Raw genomic sequence first — 22,600 nt, 5'->3', positions numbered from 1 at the left:
CCCTTCGAGTCTGCTGGCGCATCTCTCCGACGAGTCGCGCGTCCCGCTCTTTTTGGTGCGCTCATCTCCTTACCTTCCACTTAGCATCATTTTTAAACTTGCAAACTTCAAGATTATTCACTGAATATAAGCAGCCGGCTAAAACCGACTGCTTTCCTGGTTAAATAAAAGGATTTCCTAACCTGTCTGCCTTGTCCCTATAGACGCGGATGTGTCGAGGAAGGGAAAATGAAAGATTATAGCGAATATTTTAAATTAACAACGCACAGAGGAGGGCTGCTTATGAAAAGAGATATTCTTGTTCCGTTCGATGGCTCCCCCAATGCTCTTATGGCATTGCGCTTTGCCATTCCATTGGCCAAGTCACTGCAGGAAAAAATAGTTGTCCTAAATGTTCAGCCTGATCTCCGGACTCCGAATGTTAAGCGGTTTTTTAGTGAGCAGGACGTTAGGGATTATCAGCAACAGATGTATCGCGAAGCAATAGAACCGATTGAAAAAGAGCTGGCGGAGGCGGAAGTCGATTATGAACTCCGGTTAAAAATCGGCGACCCGAAGGAGATTATTCTTAAACAGGCCTATCCTTTCGATTCCGAGCCGCAATGCTCGACTGTGGGAGTGCGCATGATCATTATGGGCTCCCGGGGCATGCATCCGATACTGGGCGGCGTATTAGGCAGCGTCAGTTACGGGGTGGTAAACGCCGCGCCCTGCCCGGTAACCATTGTGCCGTACTCTTGCGAGTAGGCATGGGGCAAGGCGGCGATAGAAGTGCAGGGGAGAAGGGGACGGCTTTACCGTCCCCTTCTCCCCTGCTATAGTGTCCAATTTCTAAGCTTTTATTTTTTTGGCAATGATGCGGTTTAATGCATGACGGTGCGGCACTCCCGCCGAGTTGCAGTCAATAATGCTCTCCTCATATCGCAGGATCTCCCAGTCATGATAGTACCTAGCCAGATCGCCGGATTCATAGAAAAATTCGTTTGGCTCCCAATCCGGCGCCACCGGAATGAATGGCTTTTCCACAAAAACGAGATGGGCATTCAGCCCTCCAACGTTCGTCCGTTGTTTGTATTTGTCAAAATGTTTTTGCCGTTGCTCCAGAGGTAAGAACTGAAGTGATCCGTGAGAATAGATAACATCATAAGTCCCAGCCGGTGCGTAGCCAATCATATCTGTCTGAAGAACATTCACCGCATAGCCCGACATCTGACTATACTGCCTGATTTTTTCTGCGCCTGGAATTGAAACCTCCAATGCGTCCACTTGAAAACCGTATTTTGCAAAATAGACGGCATCCCGTCCTTCGCCGCTGCCAATGTCCAACAGTCGCTTATTCGCTGTATTATTCCCTGCAAGTCCGGCAACTTGTTCGGCGAGCTCTGAGGGCTGCATTCCCCAATAGTATTCTTCTTTCTGATATTCCGCATCATACGGACCCGCCTGACCGATAAGGCTTTTTCCGGTCAGCAGGTAATCAATGGATACATTGAGCAGTTTCGCCAGCAACGGCAGCAGCAAAGTATCTGGCCAGGCTGCCCTGTTCCCACTTAGAGATAGCCTGTGGGGTCACATTCAGCATGGCGCTGATTTTTTCTTGCGTATAGCCTTTTTCTTTCCTGAGTGAGGCAACCCGCCGCCCAAATTCATTATCGTAATGGCCCATACTTTTCCTTCCTTTTTGAGATGCTCTGACAATCTCATTGTAAGGTAACCACTACTTTAAGTCTAGCAAAGCATGGTTGCAAGCAAATGCCGGAATTCAACTGCCGGTTGATTTTTGTACTTCCAGGTCAGTATTATCATCGCACACAGTGTCCTTAAGTGGCGTTACAATCTACCCGATAAACTTAATGGCTGGCCAAAGCTACTGGCCTGTTTATTTTTTCGGCAGAAATTGGCGCATCTCTTAACCGCAAGCGCCTACACAATAGGGAGGATGCTCTATGATACCAGAACCCGTTATAACCGAACCGTTTTTAGCTGATCGCCCCCATTCCTGGTTTAGATTTTTCGCTCGGAAGATGGATTTGATATTATTCGGCTTCTCTCTTGGTATAATAAGAGCCGCCATTTTCGGTACAGATGAGGCAACGGCACCGTTCAAAGAGCTTATAATGGTCATGCTGATGTCTATTGTACTAGAATCGGTTTTACTAAGTCTATTCGGCACAACGCCCGGAAAGTGGCTCTTTAATATTCGTATCGTTAATGCAGAGAGCGGAACGAAACCATCGTTGAGTCAAAGCCTGCGGCGTTCGGTTAAAGTTTGGTTGATCGTAAGTGGCTGGGCTTCCCCTTCGTTGAGTTGGTTGCCATGAATATAGCGAGAAACGATTTGCTGAAAAACGGGATCAGCTCATGGGATGTGGATTGCGGAACCCAGGTTAAACACGGTCCGCTGAATCGGATGCGGTATATCGGAATATTTATTTTCATATTGGGCTGGCTGCAAATTCTGATCAGGCACGCCGCTTTAAATGCGGCAATGTAAGGAACGGCAGGGTCGGATTGCATCAAGCATTAAGTAGCTATTTTATCAGATCGATCCATTCCCCATAACCCTCTTCTTCCATTTTATCGAGTGGAATAAAGCGCAGGGAGGCGCTATTCATGCAATATCGCTGACCGCCCCGGTCTTTGGGCCCGTCGGGGAAAACGTGCCCCAGGTGGCTTTCGCTGTGGCGGCTGCGTACTTCGGTGCGTTCCATGGAATAACTTTTATCCTGCTTGGTGGTGACTGCTTCTGAATGAATCGGCCGGGTAAAACTTGGCCATCCGGTGCCTGAGTCGTACTTGTCCCGGGAACTGAACAGAGGCTCGCCGGTGACGACGTCCACATACAGGCCTTTTGCATGGTTGTCCCAATATTCGTTGGCAAAGGGCGGCTCTGTTCCGCAGGACTGGGTAACCTGATATTGGGTGTCGGTTAGTTTCTCTCGTATTTCTTCCCGGCTCGGTTTGGCATAGGTCCTCTGGTGGGTTGGAACAGGATGTGACGGGTCCTGACCCTTGGCTCCGGGGTCCTGATCGAGGCTGGAAAGATCAATGTGACAGTAACCGTTGGGATTTTTCGCGAGATATTTCTGATGATATTCCTCGGCCGCATAATAGTTGCGAAGCGGCAGCACTTCCGTGACTATCGCTGAGGAATATTTTTTCTGTTCCTGGGCGATGGCCTGATCGATGATTGCTTTATCGGCAGGCTCCTGATAGTAGATGCCGCTGCGATACTGGCTGCCCCGATCATTCCCCTGCCTGTTTACAGAGGTGGGGTCGACCACTTTAAAAAAATAGGTCAGCAGGGTGGCCAGGTCAATCTGCCCTGGATCATATTGCACATAAACCGTCTCCGCATGACCGGTGCTGTTGTAGCAGACCTGCTCGTAGCTGGGTTTTTCCGTATTCCCGTTGGCATAACCCACCTCGGTGTAAACAATCCCGCTCAGCTTATCCAGGTATGCTTCCAGTCCCCAGAAACAGCCTCCCGCCAGCCATATTTCCCGGTGGCCCGCATCAAGCGGCGGTTGACCTTGGCTGTTTGCTGCTCCGCTTTTGTTTTCCATTCTCATCACACAACCCTTCGCTAACGTTTCGGTGATAGGTATAGGATGCCCGCAATAGACAGAAATTCCCCAAGAGAGATTCATGATATAGCTTATTCAACTGTTTTTCATCACAGCGCTGCGGTGCGGTGTTATAACTAAGGATGGCTTGGTCTTAGGCTCCGGCATGCCTTTGATTTGGTCTACCCCCTGATCTTTCTTTTTCAGCTCATCTAGATCGCCACAATCCAGAACCCGCACAGGACAGCCGGTGACACATACCGGCTTTTCTCCTTTTGCCAGCAAGTCTTGGCACATGTCGCATTTACCGGTTTTGCCGGTTTGGGGGTTAAACTGGGGTGCGCCGTAAGGACAGGCTGTCACGCATTGACGGCAGCCAATGCATTTCGTCGGTTCAATGCAGACAATCCCGTCGTCGCTGCGTTTCTGCATCGCTCCGGTGGGGCATTGCTTAACACAGGCCGGCTCGGCGCAATGGTTGCAGCTCATGGACAGCCAATAGGCGTAGACGTCGTTTTTCAGGCCGCTGCCGGTTTGCCGGTAGCCTCCGCCGGCAAATTCCTGAACTTTCCGGAAGTTTTGTCCAACGGCTAAGTCATTTTTATCTTTACAGGCTATTTGGCAGGTAAGACAGCCGATACAGCGGTCTTGCCGGAAGTAGAAGCCCATTTGCTTCGACATATCTTTCTCCTCGTGTCCTTATGCTTTTTCGATCTGTACCAGATTGGTATGCTGGGGATTCCCTTTAGCCAGCGGTGTAGGATGATACTTGGTGATAGTATTGATGTTGCCGCGCCGGTCAATCCCCTGGCTGTCAGGGGACCACCAGGCTCCTTGGGGGATGGCGGCCACACCCGGCATTATGCGGGGAGTTACCTTGGCCGCAATGATCATCGCGCCGCGGTCATTGAATACCTTAACCTGCTCACCATTCATGATGCCGCGCTCCTCGGCATCGCCGGGGCTGATCCATACTTCCTGCTTTCCGGCCTCCTCCATCCAGGGAATGTTATCAAAGGTGGAATGGACGCGCTGTTTGCAGTGATAGCCGATACATTGCAGGGGATATTTTGCTGTCAGCGGCGAATCCGGCCCTTCCCAGGCAGATATATACTTGGGCACGGCCGGAACCTCCCGCGCGTTGTTCTTTTCCCATAACCGGGGTGAAAAGATTTCTATTTTGCCGGAGGGAGTCTGAAACGGATGATGAACAGGGTCCGCGATTTGCTGTTCATAGGCAATGACCGGTTCTGGCGGCGCTGCCTTGTAGATGCCCTGACGGCGGAAATCTTCAAAGGCGGGAAAGCGGGGATCTTTATCCTGGGCGGCTTTGACACACTCACGCAGCCAATCCTGTTCCGTTTTGCCTTCGGTGAACTGATTGCCGAAACCCAGCCGGTTTGCCAGTTCACTGGTTATCGTATAGATATCCTTACACTCATACATAGGCTCTACCACCTTTTGATGGTAGATGGCATAGCCAATGCCTGAGCTGTAGGTCGTAATATCTTCCCGCTCGAAATGAGTTACGTCCGGCAAGAGAATATCGGCAAATTTAGCGCTGGGCGTCATAACCACGTCATGCACCAGAATAAATTCGCATTTGGATTCATCCTGAAGAATCCTGGCGGTTCCGTTGCAGTCTGAGTGCTGGTTAATGAGGATGTTCGACGCGTAGCTCCAGATCATTTTTATATCGGTCGCGAGTCCGGCCGCTCCCTGCACTCCGTCGGCGGCTGTCATTTCTTTGCCGCGCAGAATGGCTTCCGGCCACATATAGCAGGAGATAGAAGCCTTAACAGGATTCGTTCCGGCCGGCACCCAGCCCATTGGTACTTTGTGCCCGCCGAGACGCAACCCCGGCCCGCCTCCTTTCTTGCCAAGGCTCCCGGTCATAGCCGCCAGCACAGGCAGAGCCCGCACCGGCTGCTCGCCATAGGCATGGCGCTGCCAGCCCAGGCCTTGCAAGAGGCAGGCCGGTTTCGTCCGGCCAATTTGGCGAGCCAGCCTGACGATGCTGTCACGGGGTATCCCGGTGATTCGTTCGGCCCACTCCGGCGTTTTCACGATCTTGTCATCGCTTAAGCCAAAGAGATAGCTTCGATAGGAATGGCCGGCCGGGATGCCCGGAGGCATATGTTCTTCGTCAAAACCAAGGCAATAGGTATCCAGGAAGGTCTGGTCGTGTAGAGTTTCCGTGAGCATGACATAGGCCATAGCATCGATGAGGGCGTTATCAGTAGTTGGCCTGATCGGAATCCATTCGTCGGCCAGGGCGGATGCCGTGTCGCTATAGCGGGGATCAACCACCACTATCTTAGCGCCTTTGTCTTTCGCCAGCTTTAGATAGTAGGCGGCGCCGGCGCCGCCCATCCGCGTTTCCGCCATATTTTCCGCAAACAGCACGATTAGCTTTGCATTGACCAAATCGTCAGGGCTGTTGCCTTCTGCTACGCCGTAAGTATAGGGCGCGCTATAGCTGAAACAGGCTGAACTGTACGTGTTATAATAGCCCAAATAGCCGCCGAACATATGAAGAAACCGCGGCAGGGCGCCGCCCATATCCGGCGTGATCCAGGACTGGCTGATTTGGCCGTATACACCTGTGCCATAAAGCAGGTGTATGGCTTCATTGCCGTACATCTGCTTTATGCGCTGCATTTGCCCGGTTATGGTATCGAAGGCTTCATCCCAGCTGATACGGTTAAATCTTCCTTCCCCCCGTTCTCCGACCCGTTTCATGGGATATTTCAAACGATCCGGATCGTACAGCCGCTGTCTCTGAGCCCGTCCTTTCAGACAAGCCCGGGCTTGAGGAAACTGATCTGTATCAGGCGAATCGTCGGTGGTAAGCTGGATCAGGATGCCTTCTTTTACATGGGCTTTTAATAAACAACGGCCGCCACAGTTGTGAATACAGCTGGTTGGAATGATTTTTGTATTGTCTTGATCCATTTATATCTCCAATAATCTATTCAACGTATTCATTTTGCACCGGCATGGGGTTTCGCATTCAACTGCCGTAAAACGCCGTTCTTTCTTGCCATTTGCAGCCAGCCGATTTCTCCGGCCAGCCTGTATAAGAACCGGGGGATTTTAGGGGTGACAAGCACATCCCCGTGCTCTTTGAAATCGTTGATACGAATTGTTTCACAGAGTGAATATAAGGCTTCATGGACATTTGCCGCAGGACCTTTTTTCATATTCTTGCTTACTGACGGCAAAAAACCGCCGCAGCCAATGCCGATACCGTATCCCCAACCCAGTCCGGCGCGATCTGCAAAGCTGCGCAGCATGCGTAAAGCCAGCGTATTGTGTTCCGCTTCATAAAAACCGCAGTTGCAAATTGCATAAACCACAGGCAGCGGCGAATTCGACGTCTTGGCCGACTGCTGTATAAGCATGAGTAATTTTACCAGTGGAGCAGGAAGCGAATCTACATAGAGAGGGAAGACAATCAACAGTATCTCCGCCTCCAGGATATCAGCGATTGTTTCCGGGGCTTTCTCCGACTGGATCAGTTTCGTTGCCTGAAAGACATCGATCTTGACGCCCAGAATTTCTTCCGTCTTTTCTATCAGCATACCGGACACGCTGCCCGCTGCCTTGGGGCTCCCGTTAATTGCTGCAATACGTTTCATTCGCTCACCTCCGCTGCAAAAATTCGCCCCAGCCTAGATACGGCCTCCCGGCAGTCATCCGCATATTGCATGGTAAAACAGAAATGCTTTGGCGGCCGCAGATTCAGCGCATTCCGTCCGGCTAATGCCCGAAAGATTTCGCGTTCTTCCTCTGTGCTGTCGCCGTATCCGAGGACGACCCAATCGGGGAACCTTTCATAGCGCATCTTATGATGCATTTGTCCGTGATATATTGCAAAAGACGGTGATATATTGGGGATATCCCGGTCAAGAAAAGCCTTGATATCAGGACTGAACCCGCCGTAGACGATTTCAGAAAGTATTACTACGGCATCAGACTGCATTTGGATACGTGATATTTCAGTGGCACAGTCATTAGTGATAACGCAAAGCCCCGGAGTCTTGACCCAACACCCGAAGCATCCCAGGCATGGCTTCATTTCGTCCTGATTCAGCACTACTGTTTGTACCGTATGGCCTGCTTGTTCTAAAGCCGTTTCCACTTGCGCGCGCAGGGCAAATCCTTTGATTGCAGCGCTATTCCGGTCGCATAGGACAAGAATCTTCATTGCCTTCTCTCCTCATATATAAGCAATCTTAAATACCCAAAAATAAAGACAACTATATTCACCTCATATTATACTTGTATATAATATGAGGCGGTAGTTGTCAAACAATAATTCTTGCAAAATGGCAATCCAGCCATCTTGGTTACGATTTTTCACAAAGGCATCGCAGCCAGAAAGATTATTTCGTGGCGAGTTTCGCTCCCATGGCAAAAGCTTTATCACAATCTTCCGGGAATACTTCTTTCCGTCTTGCCGCTTTTTTCTCCGGGTCAAAACGAGGGGCTACCATCTTTGAATAGTCCTCAAACTGGCAGGTATCAAAACTGTGCATAGTCTCAGCGCGACCGAAAGTAAGCCGGAGCATTGTTTCATTCAAAATGAGATGCTGCGCAAATCCAGATTCTTTGAACTGTTCCTCGGTAACACCCATGGTATAAATAAACCCGGTTGGAAGAGTGCCGGGAAAAAGCGATTGGGGCGGGTCGGTATACATCAGATATTGAAAAACCAAACGGTCCATAAATGATGCCATCTCGCCGGTTACCCTGCCAAGATAAATAGGAGATCCTAAGATCATCGCATCCGCTTGCTCCACTTTAGCAAACACTGAGGCCAAATCATCCGGTATGGGACATCGGCCATAGTTTCTTCCATCTTTGGTTTTACATGCAAAACAGCTGATACATCCTTTGTAGCTGAGATCATAAAGATGGATCAGTTCCGTCTCAGCTCCCTGTGATGCAGCCCCCTCCAAAGCTTTATTGAGCAGCGTGGCTGTATTCCAGGTCTTTCTCGGGCTTCCGTTGATTGCTAACACTTTCATGTAACTTCTCCTCCTCGCTTCCAAAGTATTCCATTGTCTCGCTATCTTAAGCATACTCTCGCTGAAAACTATTGCCAGACTATCTGCAGGGGTTTCCGATCCACCAGCCTTTTATAGGCATATTGCGGATATCCTACCATGACTGCGCCGGTTACGCTCATGTTCTCCGGCAAGTTCAACAGATCAAGCAACGGCTGATAATTGGCGACGGCACAAGCTTCGACAAATCCTGCCCAGCAGGTTCCAAGCCCAATGGAGGACGCGTAAAGCTCCGCGTAAGACAGTGAGAAATGAGCATTGTCCCGGCCAGTGGGCAAAAAGCTTTTGTCGGCCATGGCCACAACAAGACAAGGTGCATCACGCAATATAACATCCTTGCCGGATTGCCGGAAGCTGGCTATTTGGGCAGTCAACGGCGCTTCATAGGAGGACCCGGCCCAGGGAGGGGTTTTCAGTGCTTTCTCCACCCAGTCGATAACAGCAGCGGTAATGCTTCGTAACGTATCCGAATGATCAATGACGCGATAAGCCACCCCCTGCGAATTGCTGGCGGTCGGCGCAAAGCGGGCGATGTCGAGAAGCTGCCTGATTTTTTCCCGCGAAACGGCGGTCTTCTGGTATGCCCGGACGGATCTCCGGCTGCGAAGAAATCTCGCCGCAGCATCCGCATCCCAGACCGGCATTTTTTCTAAAGGCGGCTGTCCGGCCAAAGGTGAGTGCACGTTGTCCAGTGCTTCCGTGGGACAGATCGCCACACAGTGACCACAGGCAATGCAATGCTGCCCGCTGACCATCGGACCATATTGCCCCATGCCGATAACCCCTACAGGACAGACCTGGGCGCAATGGCCGCACTTAATACATTTTTCCTGATCAACCTGTATCAAATCCATATATCTTTTCCTCCCCATTTAGATTGTGCTTGATCTTTCTCTTTTCATTGTATATTATTTAATTGAAAAAGAAAGTATGCACTTTAATGTTAGATACTATACAAAAGGAGAGTATTATGCCCAATTGTACGATGAATGAATGCGGCAAGTCCGTCGTATATACTTTATCCGTAGTTGGCGGCAAGTGGAAATGGATTATACTCGCTATATTATTTGAGAACGGCGTACAACGATATGGAGAAATCAAAAAAAGTGCGTCTGCGATTACGCACAAAATGTTGAGTCAACAGCTTAAAGAATTGGAAGCCGAGCAGTTGATCCTGCGGGAAGAATATCATCAGATTCCCCCAAAGGTGGAATACTCCTTGACAGAGAAAGGGAAAACCTTGATCCCGATCATACAGCTGATGGCGGATTGGGGAACAAAATACAAACCCTCTAAGTGATTAGCCTAACCTGCCCTAGCCATTTAAACTACCCACGCCATTAGGCGTGGGCAGTTTAAATGGAAGCAGTGGAGACGGGATAAATCCATCAGACAGATGGATTTATAACAACCAGCCTCCCGGTGGAAATGAACTGCTAATTCCCGAGAACGGCCAAGCGCTCTTGGGCAATCTTGATATATTCATCATCTTGCGTTGACGCATAGAGTATGAATTTATGGTAAGATTCGGCGGCTTCGGGAAGACGCCCCGCTTTTTCACAAGCGACCGCCTTCTGGTAATAGGCTTCAGCATAATGCGGGTCCAGAGCGATGGCCCGGTTATAGGTAACAATAGCCCGGGTATAGTCGCCTTTATCGGCGTAAGTAATGCCACGATTATAGTATGCCATGGCATCTTTCGGATTTAATAGAATGGCTTGGTCAAAGTCAGCAATTGCCCGGTTATACTGCCCTTTCTTCGTATAAGCGATGCCGCGGTTGTTGTAAGCTGTGGCGCGCTTTGGCTCCAAAGCGATTGCCTGAGTATGATCGTCGATAGCCTGGTCGTACTGGCCTTTCTTTTTATAAAGCATGCCGCGGTTGTCATAAGCCGCGACGTGCTTCGGATTCAAAGCGATGGCTTGAGTATAGTCGGCGATGGCCCGGTCATATTGGTCGTTTTTCCCATAAGCATTGCCGCGGTTGTAATAGGCGCCGGCATTCTTTGGATTCAGAGCGACAGCCTGACTGTGGTCGGCAATAGCCTGATCATAGTGGCCTTTCGCATAATAAGCGACGCCGCGGTTATTATAGGCACTGGCAAACTTCGGATTCAAGGCGATGGCTTGATCATAGTCGGCGATGGCCCGATCATAATCCCCTTTTTTGATATATACAATACCCCGGCTATTGTAGGTTTCCGGCACCTGGAGTTGCAGTGCAATCACCTGGCTGTAGGCAGCAATGGCATGGTCGTAATCTCCCTGAGCGGCATATGCAGTTCCTTGCTGATACCACTGCTCAGCGGTAATTTCGCTTTCCGCCTCAGCGGTTGCGGCAGAAAGGACCAACATAGAAATCAGAAAGACAGAAAGAGTTAGGGTGATACGGCGGATAAGGTTTTCCAGAGTAAAGATCGGGTTCATAAATATACCTCCAAATAGAATGCAGATTTTAACAATACTATACGCCTAAAACAGCCTGCCGCTTTTTCACTATAGCATCTTAAACATTTAACCGCTTATAGAGGTAGGCGCACATCCGGCTTATCCTTTCGAATATACCTTTTCAAGTAAGTCGGATTCAAACATGTCCCCGGGAGAGATTACAATCTCACTCCAGGGGATATCGTCACCATATCTTTCGGTAAGCTTGCTTTTTACTATCGGATGATTGAAATCAAATTCTTTTAATGTCTTTAATTGCCCTATTTCAATGCCTAAAGCTCTGTAATAGATTTTCCAAACCAGTTCGGAGCAATATAATTTATCATCCGACCAGCCAAAATAAAGATCGTAATCTCTTCCCTGGAAAGCTTCCCCCGCTTTTTTCATTTTAGCCAGGATTTCAGGGGTGAGTATCTGATTTGAGTTTTTAAGTCGTTTTACAACAAAATGACTGTTCTGTCCTCTATTAATCCATGACTCCAGGGGAGTTAACTGAACCGTCTGGATTGCTTCATAGACATAATACTTGCCCTTAATTTTGCAGATTATGCCCATGTGACTGTAGTTAGAATGAGTTGCTTGTTGAATAGCCGCGCTTTGGGATGATCTCGAAATTTGAAATATGATGTCTCCATCTTGGAATTTAGAGTAATCGGTTGGGTAAAGAAGAAAAACGATAATACACAATAAAATAAACCCTATAGGAATTAAATATTTCCTCATGCTTAACAAGCTCCTCATAGTCTATCTGTCTGGGGTTTACCGCCGGTGTGATAAAGATCCTGCGGGTAATGTGTCTCCCGTAACGGCCAGGAGCTGCTTTCCTGGTTCCTAATTCTCAATTCCCAGCCGTGCTTCCACGCCATCATGGTAATAATGCTTTACCTCCCGCATCTCGGTTACCAGATCGGCAGCCTGCAGCAGTTCAGGCGGGGCGCCGCGGCCGGTCAGGACAAGTTCCACTGTCTCACGCTTGCCGCGAATAATCGCCTGCACCTGTTCCCAGGTTGCCAGGCCGAAGAACAGCGCCACATTGATTTCATCCAGTATCACCAGATCATACTCCCCGCTGCCGACGGCCTGTTTGGCCCGATCGACACCCCGGCGCATCGTGTCGAGATAGTCCCGGGGAGGCTGGCCTGGCGGAAAGACAACTACGTCTTCGCCCCATTTGGCCAGTTGGGCCGCGCTCAGCATCCCCTCGTGAGCGACAAAGAAGGGTTTCCCCATGGTCTCCACGGTCAGATCAGGCGAAAGCCCGGCTAAAACGGCATGCTCACTGTATGTTTTATTTTTCATAAACTGCAGCAGCAAAACCCGTTTGCCGGCCCCCAAAGACCGGATCGCCAGTCCGATAGCCGCCGTGGTTTTTCCTTTTCCTTTGCCGTTGCCGGTATAGACTTGCACATAGCCTCTGGACATTTGCTTCCTCCTCGAATTGGCAAGTTCCTGCAAATCGAAACGTCTGCAGGAACTTTATCATTTTACCCTTTGCCTTTATAAAGAATATTGTTTGAGGCTTTCCAGCCAATCCCCTTTACGTTTGAACAGGGACTCAATATTTGAATTGGCGATAAACCCATCGACACCATCGGAAAGATAGCTCGCCACCAATGAATGCGCTTTAGCCAGTGCATCATGATGCTCTGTCATAAAATCTTTCAACCCTTGTTTATCGCCGCTCAGGATATATAATGAGATAACTCTTTCAGCGCCTATCGCTATATTTGCTGCGGCGAACAATAAGAGACTCCCCATGGTCAAGAGCGAAATGATGGATTTCATGGTCTCCCTCCTTGCGGTGGTTTACATTTTGTCATGATTGGTATTCTGAACCCAAGATTTGTACTCATTATACGATAAATTACCATGTAAATACAAAAGTACCGGCAAATATCAAAACATTTGCCGGTGCCTCAATGTTATTCCCAGTCCAGGGCAATATCACCATTGCTTTTTAGTCAAACCTCTATCTCCATAAGGTGCAAAGGAATCAAACACAATACGGGGCATCCGTTTTTCAGGAGTACTGCGTAATAAATAATGTTTCATTGGTATCCACGCCTCACCGCCAACAGTATTCCACACAATAGGTATTTAAGCATTCTCTTCCAACATAAGGTGAGTCCTTTTTTAACACAAGCCTAACATCCATTTAACATCCGGGTTCCACTCCGCTGCTATAATAAAGCTACCAAGGGGGAGGGAGCAATGATCATGAAAAAAAGTATGGTTAAAGGAATCTGTCTGGGACTGGTCAGCATGCTGCTGCTGGCGGGCTGTGGTTCGCAGAACTCAACGGCGCCGGCGGCGGACGGCAAGAAGGTCCGGATTGAATACTGGCATGTTAACGCCGAGACCCAGGGAGGCAAGACGGTTGAGCAGCTGGTCAAAGACTTTAACGCCCAAAGCAAGACTGTGGAAGTCGTGGCCCGCTATAATCCGGATATGTATAAAGGCCTGATGCAGAATTTGCAGGCTGAGGCGGCGACGGAAAAATCGCCGGCTGTGGTGCAGATTGGCTGGGCTTTCTTAGATTACTTTTCCAACAACTTCCGCTATGTTGCACCTCAGACAATCATTGACGCGCATTTTCCCCAGGACAAAACCTTTTTACAGGATCATTTCCTGCCCAATGTTATGGGCCTGGCCAAGAACAGCCGGAGCAGCCAGGTAGGGCTGCCGTATTCGCTGAGTACACCGGTGCTGTATATCAACCGGGACCTGCTGCGTCAGGCCGGCCTGGATGAGAACGGACCGAAAACCTGGGAAGAGCTGATCAAATTTGCTAATACGATCAAGGCAAAGACCGGAAAATACGGCTTTTATATGCAGGAGCCGGCCGATAACTGGGCGCAGCAGGCCTTGATGGAGAGCAACGGCGCGCGAATGATGACCAACGGTAAGGCCAGCTTTGCTTCCGATGAAGGTATCCGGGCTTATGAGGCCTACGCCGACATGGTGGTCAACCAAAAATCGGCCCTGCATATTTCCTGGGGCGAAGGGGTACAGTCCTTTATTGACGGCAATGTAGGCATGCTGTACACGACGATTGCCCAGCGGGCCAATGTGCAAAAAGGCGCCACCTTTGACGCGGCGGCGGTTAGTTCGCCGGCCTGGCAGGGCAAGGCGAAGCGGCTGCCCGCGGGGGGGTGTTTCCTGGCCATCACCGCGCAGACCGAAGCCGAGCAGAAGGCGGCCTGGGAGTTTACCAAATTTCTGTACAGCGTAGAGTCAATGGCTGCCTGGACGAAAGGAACCGGCTATGTGCCGCCGCGCAAAGACGTAGCCGAAGCCGAAAACGGCCTGAAAAGCTTCCTGGCCGAAAACAAAATGATGGCGGCGGCAACCAGCCAGATGGACGGGGTCGTATCCTGGACCTCCTTCCCGGGAGATGCCGGGCTGCAGGCGGAACAATTGCTGCTGGATGTCCGGGACCGGATCTTAAGCGGCAGCATTTCGGCCCGGGAGGGACTGACCCAAACCCAGACCAAGATCAATGAGTTGTTAAAATAGCGACCGTTCGGCAGAATGCGTCTGGACGCAATGCCGGCTGGCGTAGGCGCGGCGGTGTCGGAAGGCGCCGCCGCTGCTTTCATTGACGGCGACGGCGGCAGGTCGCCTGAGGGGAGGTAAACAATGAAACCGGAGAAAGCAGGGTCCCGTTTGATCAACGGGGACAACTGGATCGCTTTTAGCTTTATCCTGCCTTCACTGCTCGTTTTTGCGGTATTTATGTTTTATCCGTTGTTTTATACCGCGTATTTAAGCTTTTTCGACTGGAATATGATTAAGCCGGTCAAGGTCTTTGTCGGCTGGGGCAATTACCTGGTCTTGTTCCAGGACCCGCTGACCTATACGGTGCTGAAAAATACGGCGGCCTATATCGCCATTTTGCTGCTGCTGAACTGCGCCGCGCCCTATGCCCTGGCATTTATCCTGTCCTTTGTAATCGAACGCGGCCTGGGGTTTTACAAAAGCGCGTTTTTTCTGCCCAGCGTGATTTCGCTGGTGGTGGGTTCGATCCTGTATTTATGGATCTTGAACCCGATCTCCGGTCCGGTGGCGCTGATCGCCAAATTTTTTGGCATCACCGTGCCTGTCTGGAGCAAGACCCAGGGACTGGTCATTGTGGTGCTGAGCCTGATTACCACCTGGAAAGTGTTTGGTTACAATTTTATCGTCATCTTCGGCGGCGTCGCCGGGGTGCCCCGGGAGGTCATTGAAGCCGCCCGCATTGACAATGTTCCCCTGCACCGCATTTTTTTCGATATTGTGTTACCTATGAGCAGCGCCACCGGCGTCTATATCTTGATTATGACCGTTGTCCAGGGACTGCAGTATGTCTTTACCCCTATTAAGGTTATTACCCAGGGAGGGCCGGATAACGCCAGCTCCAATGCGATTTACAACGTCTATCAGGAAGCCTTTACCCTTTACCGTACCGGCTACGCGTCGGCCTTCGCCATTGTGGCAATGGTTTTGTTCGTCATCCTGCTGGTCCTGGAATTCCGCTATGTGGAGAAAGGCGTCTACTATGAGAATTGAACCGGAACTCAAATGGCATATTCTGCTCGGCTGCATCCTGTTTCTGTCGCTGATGCCCATTGTGTTCGCCGTTTCCAGTTCGTTTAAGGAACTCAGCGAGGCTTACAGCAACGTGTTCGGCCTGATCCCTGAGCAGCCGACTTTCAATAATTATTTGCAGGTGTTCTCCCGGCTGCCGCTGGTGCAGATCACCGCTAACACCTTTTTGATCGCAGCGGCGGTGACGCTGTTTAAGACTCTCACCGGCGTCCTGGCAGCCTATGGCTTTGTGTATTTTGATTTTCGGGGGAAAAATATTCTTTATTTCATTTTGATCAGCACCATCTTTGTTCCCTTTACCGTGACCATGATCCCCAACTATCTGACGGTATCCCAGCTCGGTTTCCGCAATACGGTCATCGGCGTTATCCTACCGCAGCTGGCGGATGCCACCGGTATCTTTCTGCTGCGGCAGGCGATGCGGACCATCCCCCGGTCCCTGATCGAGGCGGCGCGCATTGACCAGGCCGGCCACCTGCACATTCTCGGCGGCATTGTGCTGCCGCTGATCAAACCGGCGGTTGTGTCCACCGGCATCATGTTTTTTATCAATTCCTGGAACGAATATGTCTGGCCGGTGCTGATTCTCAAGGACAAGGAGAACTATACGCTGCCGCTGGCGCTGCAGCTGTTTATCAGCTCCGAGGGAGGCACCGACTTCACAATCGCGATGGCGGTATCGGTGATGACGATGCTGATTCCGCTGCTGCTGTTCCTGATATTCCAGCGCTATATTATCAGTACCTTTACTTCTTCCGGCATCAAATAAGCCGGTAACCTGACGAGAAAGGCGGGGGAATGATGAAGGAAATTGTTTTTGACCATGTCTCCAAGGCGTATGGCAAAGCCAGTGTCATTGATAATCTGAACCTGACGGTCCGGCCGGGAGAGCGGCTGATTTTGCTCGGCGCCTCCGGCTGCGGCAAGTCCACCACTTTGCGCCTGATTGCCGGCCTGGAGGATATTACGACCGGCAGCCTGTATATGGGCGGCCAAAAGGTCAATGACCTGCCCAGCGGTGAGCGGAATGTCAGCATGGTGTTTCAGAATTACGCACTGTTTCCCCATATGACGGTGGCTGACAACATTACTTATGGCCTAAAAATTCAGAAGCTGCCACAAGCGGAGATTGCCGCTCGTTTGAGTTCCGTCCTTGCTATGCTGGAACTGAGCGGTCTGGAAGACAGGAAGCCGCGGGAACTGTCTGGAGGCCAGCGGCAGCGAGTGGCACTGGCCCGGGCAGTGGTGAAGCGGAGTGACGTGATGCTGCTGGATGAGCCGCTTTCCAATCTGGATGCCCAACTGCGGGGCCATGCCCGCAAGGAACTGGTCAGGGTGCATCAGGCCTATCGGCAGACGTTTGTCTATGTGACTCACGACCAGGTGGAAGCGATGACGGTGGGGGACCGGATCGCACTTATGCACAAGGGCCGTCTGCAGATGCTGGATACACCCCACAATGTGTATAACAGGCCGGCCAATGTCTATACTGCCCGCTTTATCGGCTCGCCGCCGGCCAATATTCTGCCGGCTCAGTATGGGGAACGGCAGCTGCAGGTAGGCCGGCAGACGGTCAGACTGCCGGAAGGCTGGTGCGCCCGCGTCGCCCAGAGCGGCAGCCGGGAACTGTATCTGGGCATCCGGCCGGAGCATATCCGCCTGGAATGGGAACAACCGGACAATGCCTTGGCCGGCGTGGTGAAATACGTGGAGGATTACGGCAATCGCCGGGGCGTCTATCTGGACGTGGAAGGCAGCGAGGTGGCCGCGATCTGCGACAGAAGCGACTGGCAGACGGGTCAGCCGGTGTATTTTACCCCGGATCCTGGCAAAATTCATCTGTTTGACTGTCAGACGACGCAAAATATCGGCTATCCGGAGGCATATCATGTCGAGAATATATATCAGTACCAATCTATATAGTCCGTCGCAGATGCATCGAATTTTCACCCTGATGGAACAAATCGGCGACCGGACGGTGGGCATCGAGCTGTTCCCAGAGTGGCAAAGTGAAGTCTTTTGCCGCGAATTGGAGGGGTATATGCCCCAATTTTCCCACTATCCGATCAGTCTGCACGGCCCTTATTACTGCACCGAGCACAGCGCAGCCGCCGGCACGCCGGACTACGAGCGATCCATGGCTTACTTCCGCCGGACCTTTGGACTGTCGGAGCGGCTGAGCAGCCGCTATATCGTCTTCCATCACAATAATTGCCGGGTGGAACCACAGAAGCGGCAGGAAATGATCGACACAGCGGCCCAAAACCTGGCGCAGCTGCGATACGAAGCCCGGCTCTGCGGCGCCCGGCTGGCAGTGGAAAATGCCGGCGTGCTGGCCAGCGGCAACATGCTGTTTGACGAAACCCAGTTCATTGATATGGCTGCCGCCATTCCCGATGGAATCCTGCTGGATGTGGGCCACGCTCATGCCAACGGCTGGGATATCCCGCGGGTCATTCGAAAGCTGGCGGATAAGATTATCGCCTACCATCTGCACAATAATGACGGCAGAGAGGACCAGCATAACCGTATTCACGACGGCACACTGGATATGGCGCAGGTTTTGACCTGCTGCGGGCAATTTACGCCTCAGGCGGATTTGGTCATTGAATACGGCAAACAGTGCGCCGGCGATATTGCCGGTATTGCCGCCGATGTGTCCTATATCAGAAGCATTATCGACAGGTCTGCCGCCTGAGAGCAGACCCTTGTCAATAGACAGAATGGTTGCGACGGCCATCCGGCCTTAGTCCGGATGGCTTTTCTTATCCTCATTGCCGCCGCGTTTACCCTGCTGTTCATTCCGGCTAAAAATACTCAGGAGGCCCGGAAACTGGCTTACGCCAAGCCGGGACCCGATCCCCGCATTATTTTGATGTCTCCGGGCGGTCTGACTGTGCCCGGCGCGGCGAACCCCGGCAAATAGGTTAAGCAAAGGCCGTTAAATAACATAGCAGGATCCAATAGAAAACCGGCCCGCTCCCATTGGGGACTCAGGCCGGTTTTTGCGGCATGTGAGGGCATTTTGTTTACGCCGGAGATTAGCTCAACAACTCCAGGGAACGCTGAACCACGTCGAAGGCGGCGCGGGGGCGGGCGATGCGACAGGCGTTGTCCTGTATTTGGCGCAGCCTGCCGGGGTCAGCCAGCAGGGAACTGACTTTATAAGCTAAAGTGGAGAGATTGTTGACTTTTACGGCAGCGCCATTTTCCAGCAGAAAGTCGCTGTTGCGGCTTTCCTGACCGGGAATCGGGTCCACGATCACCATAGCGGCGCCCCTGGCCAGGGTTTCTGCCGTTGTCAGGCCGCCGGGCTTGGAAACAATAATATCGGCAGCAGCCATTAATTCGTCGATCTGGTCGGTAAAGCCGAAGATGTGGGTGCGATGCCGCGGGGGACAGGCCCGGGTTTCCAACTGCTGTCTGACCTTAACGTTACGGCCGGCTACTACCATGACCTCCAGGGGCTGCTCAACGGTCAGGAGCGACTGGTAAATCCGTTCGATCGAGCCGACGCCAAAGCCTCCGGCCAGTTGGAGAACGAGAGGACGGTCCCCGGACAGGCCCTGGCGCTGGCAACAATCCTGGCGGCTCTTGGGCTGGGCGAAAACCGGGTGAATCGGGATGCCGGTAAGTATAATATCGCCGACAGGGACGCCCCAGGCGGTCAGATTGATTTTTCCCTCTTCGGCAGCGGTGAAATACCGTTCACAGGGTTGATTGACCCACAGACGATGGGTATCAAAGTCAGTGGTAACAGTAACGTGAGGCAGCTGGAGACGATTTTCGTTTTTTAGCGAAGCAATGATGCTGGCAGGGAGAAAATGAGTATTAAGAACAAGGTCCCAAGGCTGCGAGGTCAACAAGTCAATAAAAGGCTTAAGGTTGAGCTGTTCCATGAGCTGGCGCAGACGGTCTCCGCCGTTGTGGGTAAACCAGCCCGGCTGGTCCAGCATATCGTAAATATAGCCCAGGACATGAGGCGCTTTGTGAACCAAGTCCAGGTAAGCCCGGCCGTAAAGGCGGCGAAACGCCGCGTTGGTTAACTCCAGGACATCAAGGTTTTGGATCATGGCATCGGGGTGAATTTCACGCAAAGCCAGTTCCACAGCCTGCGCTGCACGGAGATGACCGGCTCCGACCGATGCGGATAAAATGAGGACGCGAAGAGCCATCCTTGAGTTAACCTCCTTATAGTGAATCTGGCTGGATGCAATTGAGAACAGCATTGATTCATTTCTCTTTTCGAGGGGAAAAATCCTTTGTTGTGGCCAATCCGTCACAGGATGTATCTGGACAAACAGTTTCAGGGGCCTGTTCCGACTCCTGGAAAATACTTTTACAACTTTGGCTTGACAAGTGAGGGTTTTTTGCGTAAAATTAAATGAGAATGAATTTCATTATCGTTTAATGCAAGACCATTCGGGGGACTCTACTATACGACGAAGGGTCTTCGGCAGATATCCATATTTATTTCAAAACAAAACATTAAAAATAAGAAAGCAGGTGGGTTTAGTGTCAGTTGTGATCATTGGCGGCGATTTTCTGGGCAGCATAGAAAAGAATCTGCAATCCTTGGGAGTCAAAGAATTGGTACATATCTCCGGACGGAAAGCTTTGGACAGAAACAAGGTCAGTTTACCCAAGGCTACGTCGTTTATTTTGGTCCTAACCGACTATGTTAATCACTGTGCGGCGCTGAACGTGAAAGAGATGGCTAAATCCCGCTCCATTCCGGTGGTTTTCGCCAAACGCTCCTGGAGTTCCGTGGCAGAAAAACTCCGCGACAGCAAATTAATCGGTTAGCAGCGTTTATTTTGGCACAGTAAGCTAGCTGTAAGATGCAATAAAAAAGCACCCAATAAATTTAAATTCATTGGGTGCTGTTATTATTGGTGACCCACGTAGGAATCGAACCTACAACCTACCGGTTAAGAGCCGGTTGCTCTGCCAGTTGAGCTAGTGAGTCCTAGTGAAGCGCAGCTTCGCGGAATGCAGGAGGAAAGTAAAAGACTTTTCGGGCAGTCAAAGATAATGTTTGAATCAGCACGCATCCGAAAAGTGCTACTTTCCGAACTATACGGTTCGGCTGGAAACTGCATAGTGTTGAGAAGAATTTGGCTGGGGAGGGAGGATTCGAACCCACGGATGCCTGAGTCAGAGTCAGGTGCCTTAACCAACTTGGCTACTCCCCAGTGATCAGATCATCTTTCTGACATAAATATATTTTATCCATCCTTGCTTAAAAAGTCAAGTCACTTACTGAAATTTACATGGGGAAAATGGCCAAGACAGATACGATTCAAAAAATATTGGCAGCGGCAGGGCGCGATTGCCGGCCGTTGCGGTCATGAGAGATTTTTATAAAAAAGGAAAAAACAGAAGACCTCCTGTAAAAATGTTCGGATCTATGTCGAACATTTTGATGGAAAAAGATAAAATTATTCGGAAATGTGATTGACAGAGATTGCCCTGGATGCTATTATTATCAAGGGATATTGTGCATACCCTCTTTAGACTCAAATAACCGCGCGAAATGAGTAAAGCGTATATTTGAGTTATTTTTGTGATTGCGGGTTAAAATAGCCTGATAACAGCAAAGAAGGAGAGACGCTTGTGATCAAACGATATACCAATCCTGCCATGGGCCGGATATGGACGGATGAAAACGAATTTCAGACTATGCTGGATATTGAAATCTATGCCTGCGAGTGTATGGCCGATCTGGGGCAAATCCCCAAGGAAGCCGTGCCGGTTATAAAAGAAAAAGCCAAGTTTTCGGTAGAGCGAATCCGGGAGATCGAGCGGGAGACCCGTCACGACATCCTGGCTTTTCTCCAGGCGGTGGCCGAAAATGTGGGTGATGAAGCCAAATATATTCATATGGGTTTAACATCAAGCGATGTTAAGGACACGGCTCAGGGCGCCATGATGAAACAGGCCGCCGGACTGATCCTGGAAGATTTGCACCGGCTGCATGCTGTTCTCAAACGGCGGGCGGCGGAACATAAGTATACCGTCATGATCGGCCGTACCCATGGCATTCATGCCGAACCTATGACTCTGGGACTGAAATTTGCTCTCTGGCTGGATGAAACTGAGCGCAACATCAGACGGCTGGAGGCGGCCCAAGACACGGTGGCTGTCGGTAAAATCTCCGGCGCGGTGGGTACCTATGCCAACATTGACCCAAAAGTGGAACAGTATGTATGTGAAAAAATGGGATTGAAACCGGCCCGGCTGGCTACCCAGGTCATTCAACGGGACCGTCATGCCGAGTTTATGACCACTCTGGCGATCATCGCCAGTTCTCTTGATAAATTCGCCACCGAGATCCGCAACCTGCAGCGGACCGACATCCGGGAAGTGGAGGAATACTTCCATCCGGGGCAAAAAGGCTCCTCAGCCATGCCCCATAAACGCAATCCCATCACCTGCGAGCGGGTCAGCGGCCTGGCCCGGGTGGTACGGGGCAATGCCATGGCCTCATTGGAAGATGTGGCACTCTGGCACGAGCGGGATATCTCCCACTCTTCGGTAGAACGGGTCATTCTGCCGGACAGCACCGCCTTGGTGGACTATATGCTGCGTCTGATGATCGATATTATTGATAAGCTCTTAGTCTATCCGGATGCCATGAAGGCCAACATGAATAAAACCGGCGGCCTGATCTACAGCCAACGCCTGATGTTGGCGCTGGTAGACAAGGGTATGGCCCGGGAAACGGCGTATGTGTGGATCCAGAGGAATGCCATGGCCAGGTGGCTTGAGAACGCCGATTTTAAAACCAATGTAACCAATGACCCGGACATCAAACAATATCTTTCAGCGGCAGAAATCGAGGCTTGCTTTGAGTACTCGTATTATCTGCGGCATGTGGATACGATAATGGCCCGATTTGGGCTCTAGCCGGGAGACCGTTGAAAAC

At 50.9% G+C, this 22,600-nt stretch carries 25 protein-coding genes and 2 tRNA genes; 11 read left to right on the top strand and 16 right to left on the bottom strand.

All coding sequences use genetic code 11. The features are described from left to right. Window positions 1–282 precede the first annotated feature (282 nt). Window positions 283–747, top strand: coding sequence for a universal stress protein (locus tag ALO_RS01275; protein ID WP_004092005.1), 465 nt, complete (start codon window positions 283–285; stop codon window positions 745–747). Between the two features lie 84 nt (window positions 748–831). Here ALO_RS01275 and ALO_RS01270 read toward each other — a convergent pair whose 3' ends face one another. Continuing rightward, complete coding sequence (locus ALO_RS01270) at window positions 832–1,521, bottom strand: methyltransferase domain-containing protein (protein WP_004092003.1); 690 nt, start codon at window positions 1,519–1,521, stop codon at window positions 832–834. Further along, the gene (locus ALO_RS22985) at window positions 1,478–1,666 is read right to left on the bottom strand and encodes a helix-turn-helix domain-containing protein (RefSeq protein WP_004092001.1); all 189 of its coding nucleotides are present in this window, start codon (window positions 1,664–1,666) and stop codon (window positions 1,478–1,480) included. Before ALO_RS22985 ends, ALO_RS01270 begins: the two co-directional genes overlap by 44 nt. A 280-nt stretch (window positions 1,667–1,946) precedes the next feature. Between ALO_RS22985 and ALO_RS01265 the strand changes: the two genes are divergently transcribed. Beyond that, on the top strand, window positions 1,947–2,321 hold the full coding sequence (locus ALO_RS01265; RefSeq protein WP_004091999.1) for an RDD family protein: 375 nt from the start codon (window positions 1,947–1,949) through the stop codon (window positions 2,319–2,321). Window positions 2,322–2,531: 210 nt separating this feature from the next. Here the strand turns inward: ALO_RS01265 and msrB are convergent, their stop codons facing one another. The 7 genes from msrB to ALO_RS01230 form a co-directional block, all read right to left on the bottom strand. Then, on the bottom strand, window positions 2,532–3,566 hold the full coding sequence (gene msrB, locus ALO_RS01260) for a peptide-methionine (R)-S-oxide reductase MsrB (RefSeq protein ID WP_202945711.1): 1,035 nt from the start codon (window positions 3,564–3,566) through the stop codon (window positions 2,532–2,534). Window positions 3,567–3,662: 96 nt separating this feature from the next. After that, on the bottom strand, window positions 3,663–4,247 hold the full coding sequence (locus tag ALO_RS01255; protein ID WP_004091993.1) for a DMSO/selenate family reductase complex B subunit: 585 nt from the start codon (window positions 4,245–4,247) through the stop codon (window positions 3,663–3,665). Window positions 4,248–4,265: 18 nt separating this feature from the next. Beyond that, the gene (locus ALO_RS01250) at window positions 4,266–6,521 is read right to left on the bottom strand and encodes a DMSO/selenate family reductase complex A subunit (RefSeq protein WP_004091991.1); all 2,256 of its coding nucleotides are present in this window, start codon (window positions 6,519–6,521) and stop codon (window positions 4,266–4,268) included. A 29-nt stretch (window positions 6,522–6,550) separates the two neighbouring features. Further along, complete coding sequence (locus ALO_RS01245; RefSeq protein WP_004091989.1) at window positions 6,551–7,207, bottom strand: NADPH-dependent FMN reductase family protein; 657 nt, start codon at window positions 7,205–7,207, stop codon at window positions 6,551–6,553. After that, complete coding sequence (locus ALO_RS01240; protein ID WP_004091987.1) at window positions 7,204–7,776, bottom strand: NAD(P)H-dependent oxidoreductase; 573 nt, start codon at window positions 7,774–7,776, stop codon at window positions 7,204–7,206. The genes ALO_RS01245 and ALO_RS01240 overlap by 4 nt, the downstream gene beginning before the upstream one ends. Window positions 7,777–7,954: 178 nt before the next feature. Beyond that, window positions 7,955–8,599 (bottom strand): flavodoxin family protein, encoded by a 645-nt coding sequence (locus ALO_RS01235; RefSeq protein WP_004091985.1) that lies wholly within the window; start codon window positions 8,597–8,599, stop codon window positions 7,955–7,957. A 68-nt stretch (window positions 8,600–8,667) separates the two neighbouring features. Continuing rightward, a complete protein-coding gene (locus tag ALO_RS01230) occupies window positions 8,668–9,492 on the bottom strand; it encodes a nitroreductase family protein (protein WP_004091984.1) in 825 nt (274 codons plus the stop codon). A 116-nt stretch (window positions 9,493–9,608) separates the two neighbouring features. On the opposite strand from ALO_RS01230, the gene ALO_RS01225 reads away from it, so the two are divergent. After that, a complete protein-coding gene (locus tag ALO_RS01225) occupies window positions 9,609–9,938 on the top strand; it encodes a winged helix-turn-helix transcriptional regulator (RefSeq protein WP_004091982.1) in 330 nt (109 codons plus the stop codon). A gap of 136 nt (window positions 9,939–10,074) precedes the next feature. On the opposite strand, the gene ALO_RS01220 is transcribed toward ALO_RS01225, so the two are convergent. The 4 genes from ALO_RS01220 to ALO_RS01205 form a co-directional block, all read right to left on the bottom strand. Further along, window positions 10,075–11,064, bottom strand: a complete 990-nt coding sequence (locus tag ALO_RS01220) for a tetratricopeptide repeat protein (protein ID WP_004091980.1) — start codon at window positions 11,062–11,064, stop codon at window positions 10,075–10,077. 120 nt (window positions 11,065–11,184) lie between these two features. Next, on the bottom strand, window positions 11,185–11,808 hold the full coding sequence (locus ALO_RS01215; RefSeq protein WP_004091978.1) for a YiiX family permuted papain-like enzyme: 624 nt from the start codon (window positions 11,806–11,808) through the stop codon (window positions 11,185–11,187). Window positions 11,809–11,916: 108 nt separating this feature from the next. Beyond that, window positions 11,917–12,507, bottom strand: coding sequence for a cob(I)yrinic acid a,c-diamide adenosyltransferase (locus ALO_RS01210; protein ID WP_004091976.1), 591 nt, complete (start codon window positions 12,505–12,507; stop codon window positions 11,917–11,919). 75 nt (window positions 12,508–12,582) lie between these two features. Continuing rightward, window positions 12,583–12,870 (bottom strand): hypothetical protein, encoded by a 288-nt coding sequence (locus tag ALO_RS01205; RefSeq protein ID WP_004091974.1) that lies wholly within the window; start codon window positions 12,868–12,870, stop codon window positions 12,583–12,585. Between the two features lie 432 nt (window positions 12,871–13,302). On the opposite strand from ALO_RS01205, the gene ALO_RS01200 reads away from it, so the two are divergent. The 6 genes from ALO_RS01200 (at window position 13,303) to ALO_RS22285 (ending at window position 18,598) form a co-directional block, all read left to right on the top strand. After that, window positions 13,303–14,601: an extracellular solute-binding protein gene (locus ALO_RS01200; RefSeq protein ID WP_040292476.1), complete on the top strand. Its 1,299-nt coding sequence runs from the start codon at window positions 13,303–13,305 to the stop codon at window positions 14,599–14,601. A gap of 123 nt (window positions 14,602–14,724) precedes the next feature. Further along, window positions 14,725–15,633, top strand: coding sequence for a carbohydrate ABC transporter permease (locus ALO_RS01195; protein WP_004091970.1), 909 nt, complete (start codon window positions 14,725–14,727; stop codon window positions 15,631–15,633). Next, window positions 15,623–16,441 (top strand): carbohydrate ABC transporter permease, encoded by an 819-nt coding sequence (locus ALO_RS01190; protein ID WP_004091969.1) that lies wholly within the window; start codon window positions 15,623–15,625, stop codon window positions 16,439–16,441. The genes ALO_RS01195 and ALO_RS01190 overlap by 11 nt, the downstream gene beginning before the upstream one ends. A gap of 32 nt (window positions 16,442–16,473) precedes the next feature. Further along, the gene (locus ALO_RS01185; RefSeq protein WP_004091968.1) at window positions 16,474–17,595 is read left to right on the top strand and encodes an ABC transporter ATP-binding protein; all 1,122 of its coding nucleotides are present in this window, start codon (window positions 16,474–16,476) and stop codon (window positions 17,593–17,595) included. After that, on the top strand, window positions 17,561–18,370 hold the full coding sequence (locus ALO_RS01180) for a sugar phosphate isomerase/epimerase family protein (protein ID WP_004091967.1): 810 nt from the start codon (window positions 17,561–17,563) through the stop codon (window positions 18,368–18,370). Before ALO_RS01185 ends, ALO_RS01180 begins: the two co-directional genes overlap by 35 nt. A gap of 57 nt (window positions 18,371–18,427) precedes the next feature. Further along, a complete protein-coding gene (locus ALO_RS22285; protein WP_004091966.1) occupies window positions 18,428–18,598 on the top strand; it encodes a hypothetical protein in 171 nt (56 codons plus the stop codon). A gap of 115 nt (window positions 18,599–18,713) precedes the next feature. Here the strand turns inward: ALO_RS22285 and ALO_RS01175 are convergent, their stop codons facing one another. Then, complete coding sequence (locus ALO_RS01175; protein ID WP_004091965.1) at window positions 18,714–19,847, bottom strand: MGDG synthase family glycosyltransferase; 1,134 nt, start codon at window positions 19,845–19,847, stop codon at window positions 18,714–18,716. A 340-nt stretch (window positions 19,848–20,187) separates the two neighbouring features. Here ALO_RS01175 and ALO_RS01170 point away from each other — a divergent pair, with 340 nt between their 5' ends. Continuing rightward, the gene (locus ALO_RS01170; protein WP_004091964.1) at window positions 20,188–20,478 is read left to right on the top strand and encodes a DUF2325 domain-containing protein; all 291 of its coding nucleotides are present in this window, start codon (window positions 20,188–20,190) and stop codon (window positions 20,476–20,478) included. Window positions 20,479–20,565: 87 nt separating this feature from the next. Here the strand turns inward: ALO_RS01170 and ALO_RS01165 are convergent. Together ALO_RS01165 and ALO_RS01160 are read right to left on the bottom strand one after the other, a co-directional pair. Next, window positions 20,566–20,641: transfer RNA gene (locus tag ALO_RS01165), tRNA-Lys, on the bottom strand. A gap of 149 nt (window positions 20,642–20,790) precedes the next feature. Beyond that, window positions 20,791–20,867 (bottom strand) — tRNA-Gln (locus ALO_RS01160). A 421-nt stretch (window positions 20,868–21,288) separates the two neighbouring features. Between ALO_RS01160 and purB the strand changes: the two genes are divergently transcribed. After that, entirely contained in the window at window positions 21,289–22,581 is a 1,293-nt protein-coding gene (purB, locus tag ALO_RS01155; RefSeq protein ID WP_004091962.1) for an adenylosuccinate lyase, read from the top strand. Window positions 22,582–22,600: the final 19 nt, after the last annotated feature.

This window comes from Acetonema longum DSM 6540 (assembly GCF_000219125.1).
In the GTDB taxonomy this organism is placed as follows: domain Bacteria; phylum Bacillota; class Negativicutes; order Sporomusales; family Acetonemataceae; genus Acetonema; species Acetonema longum.
Note: the sequence above shows the minus strand (reverse complement) of the source record. Positions and strands in the feature narration are given on the sequence as shown.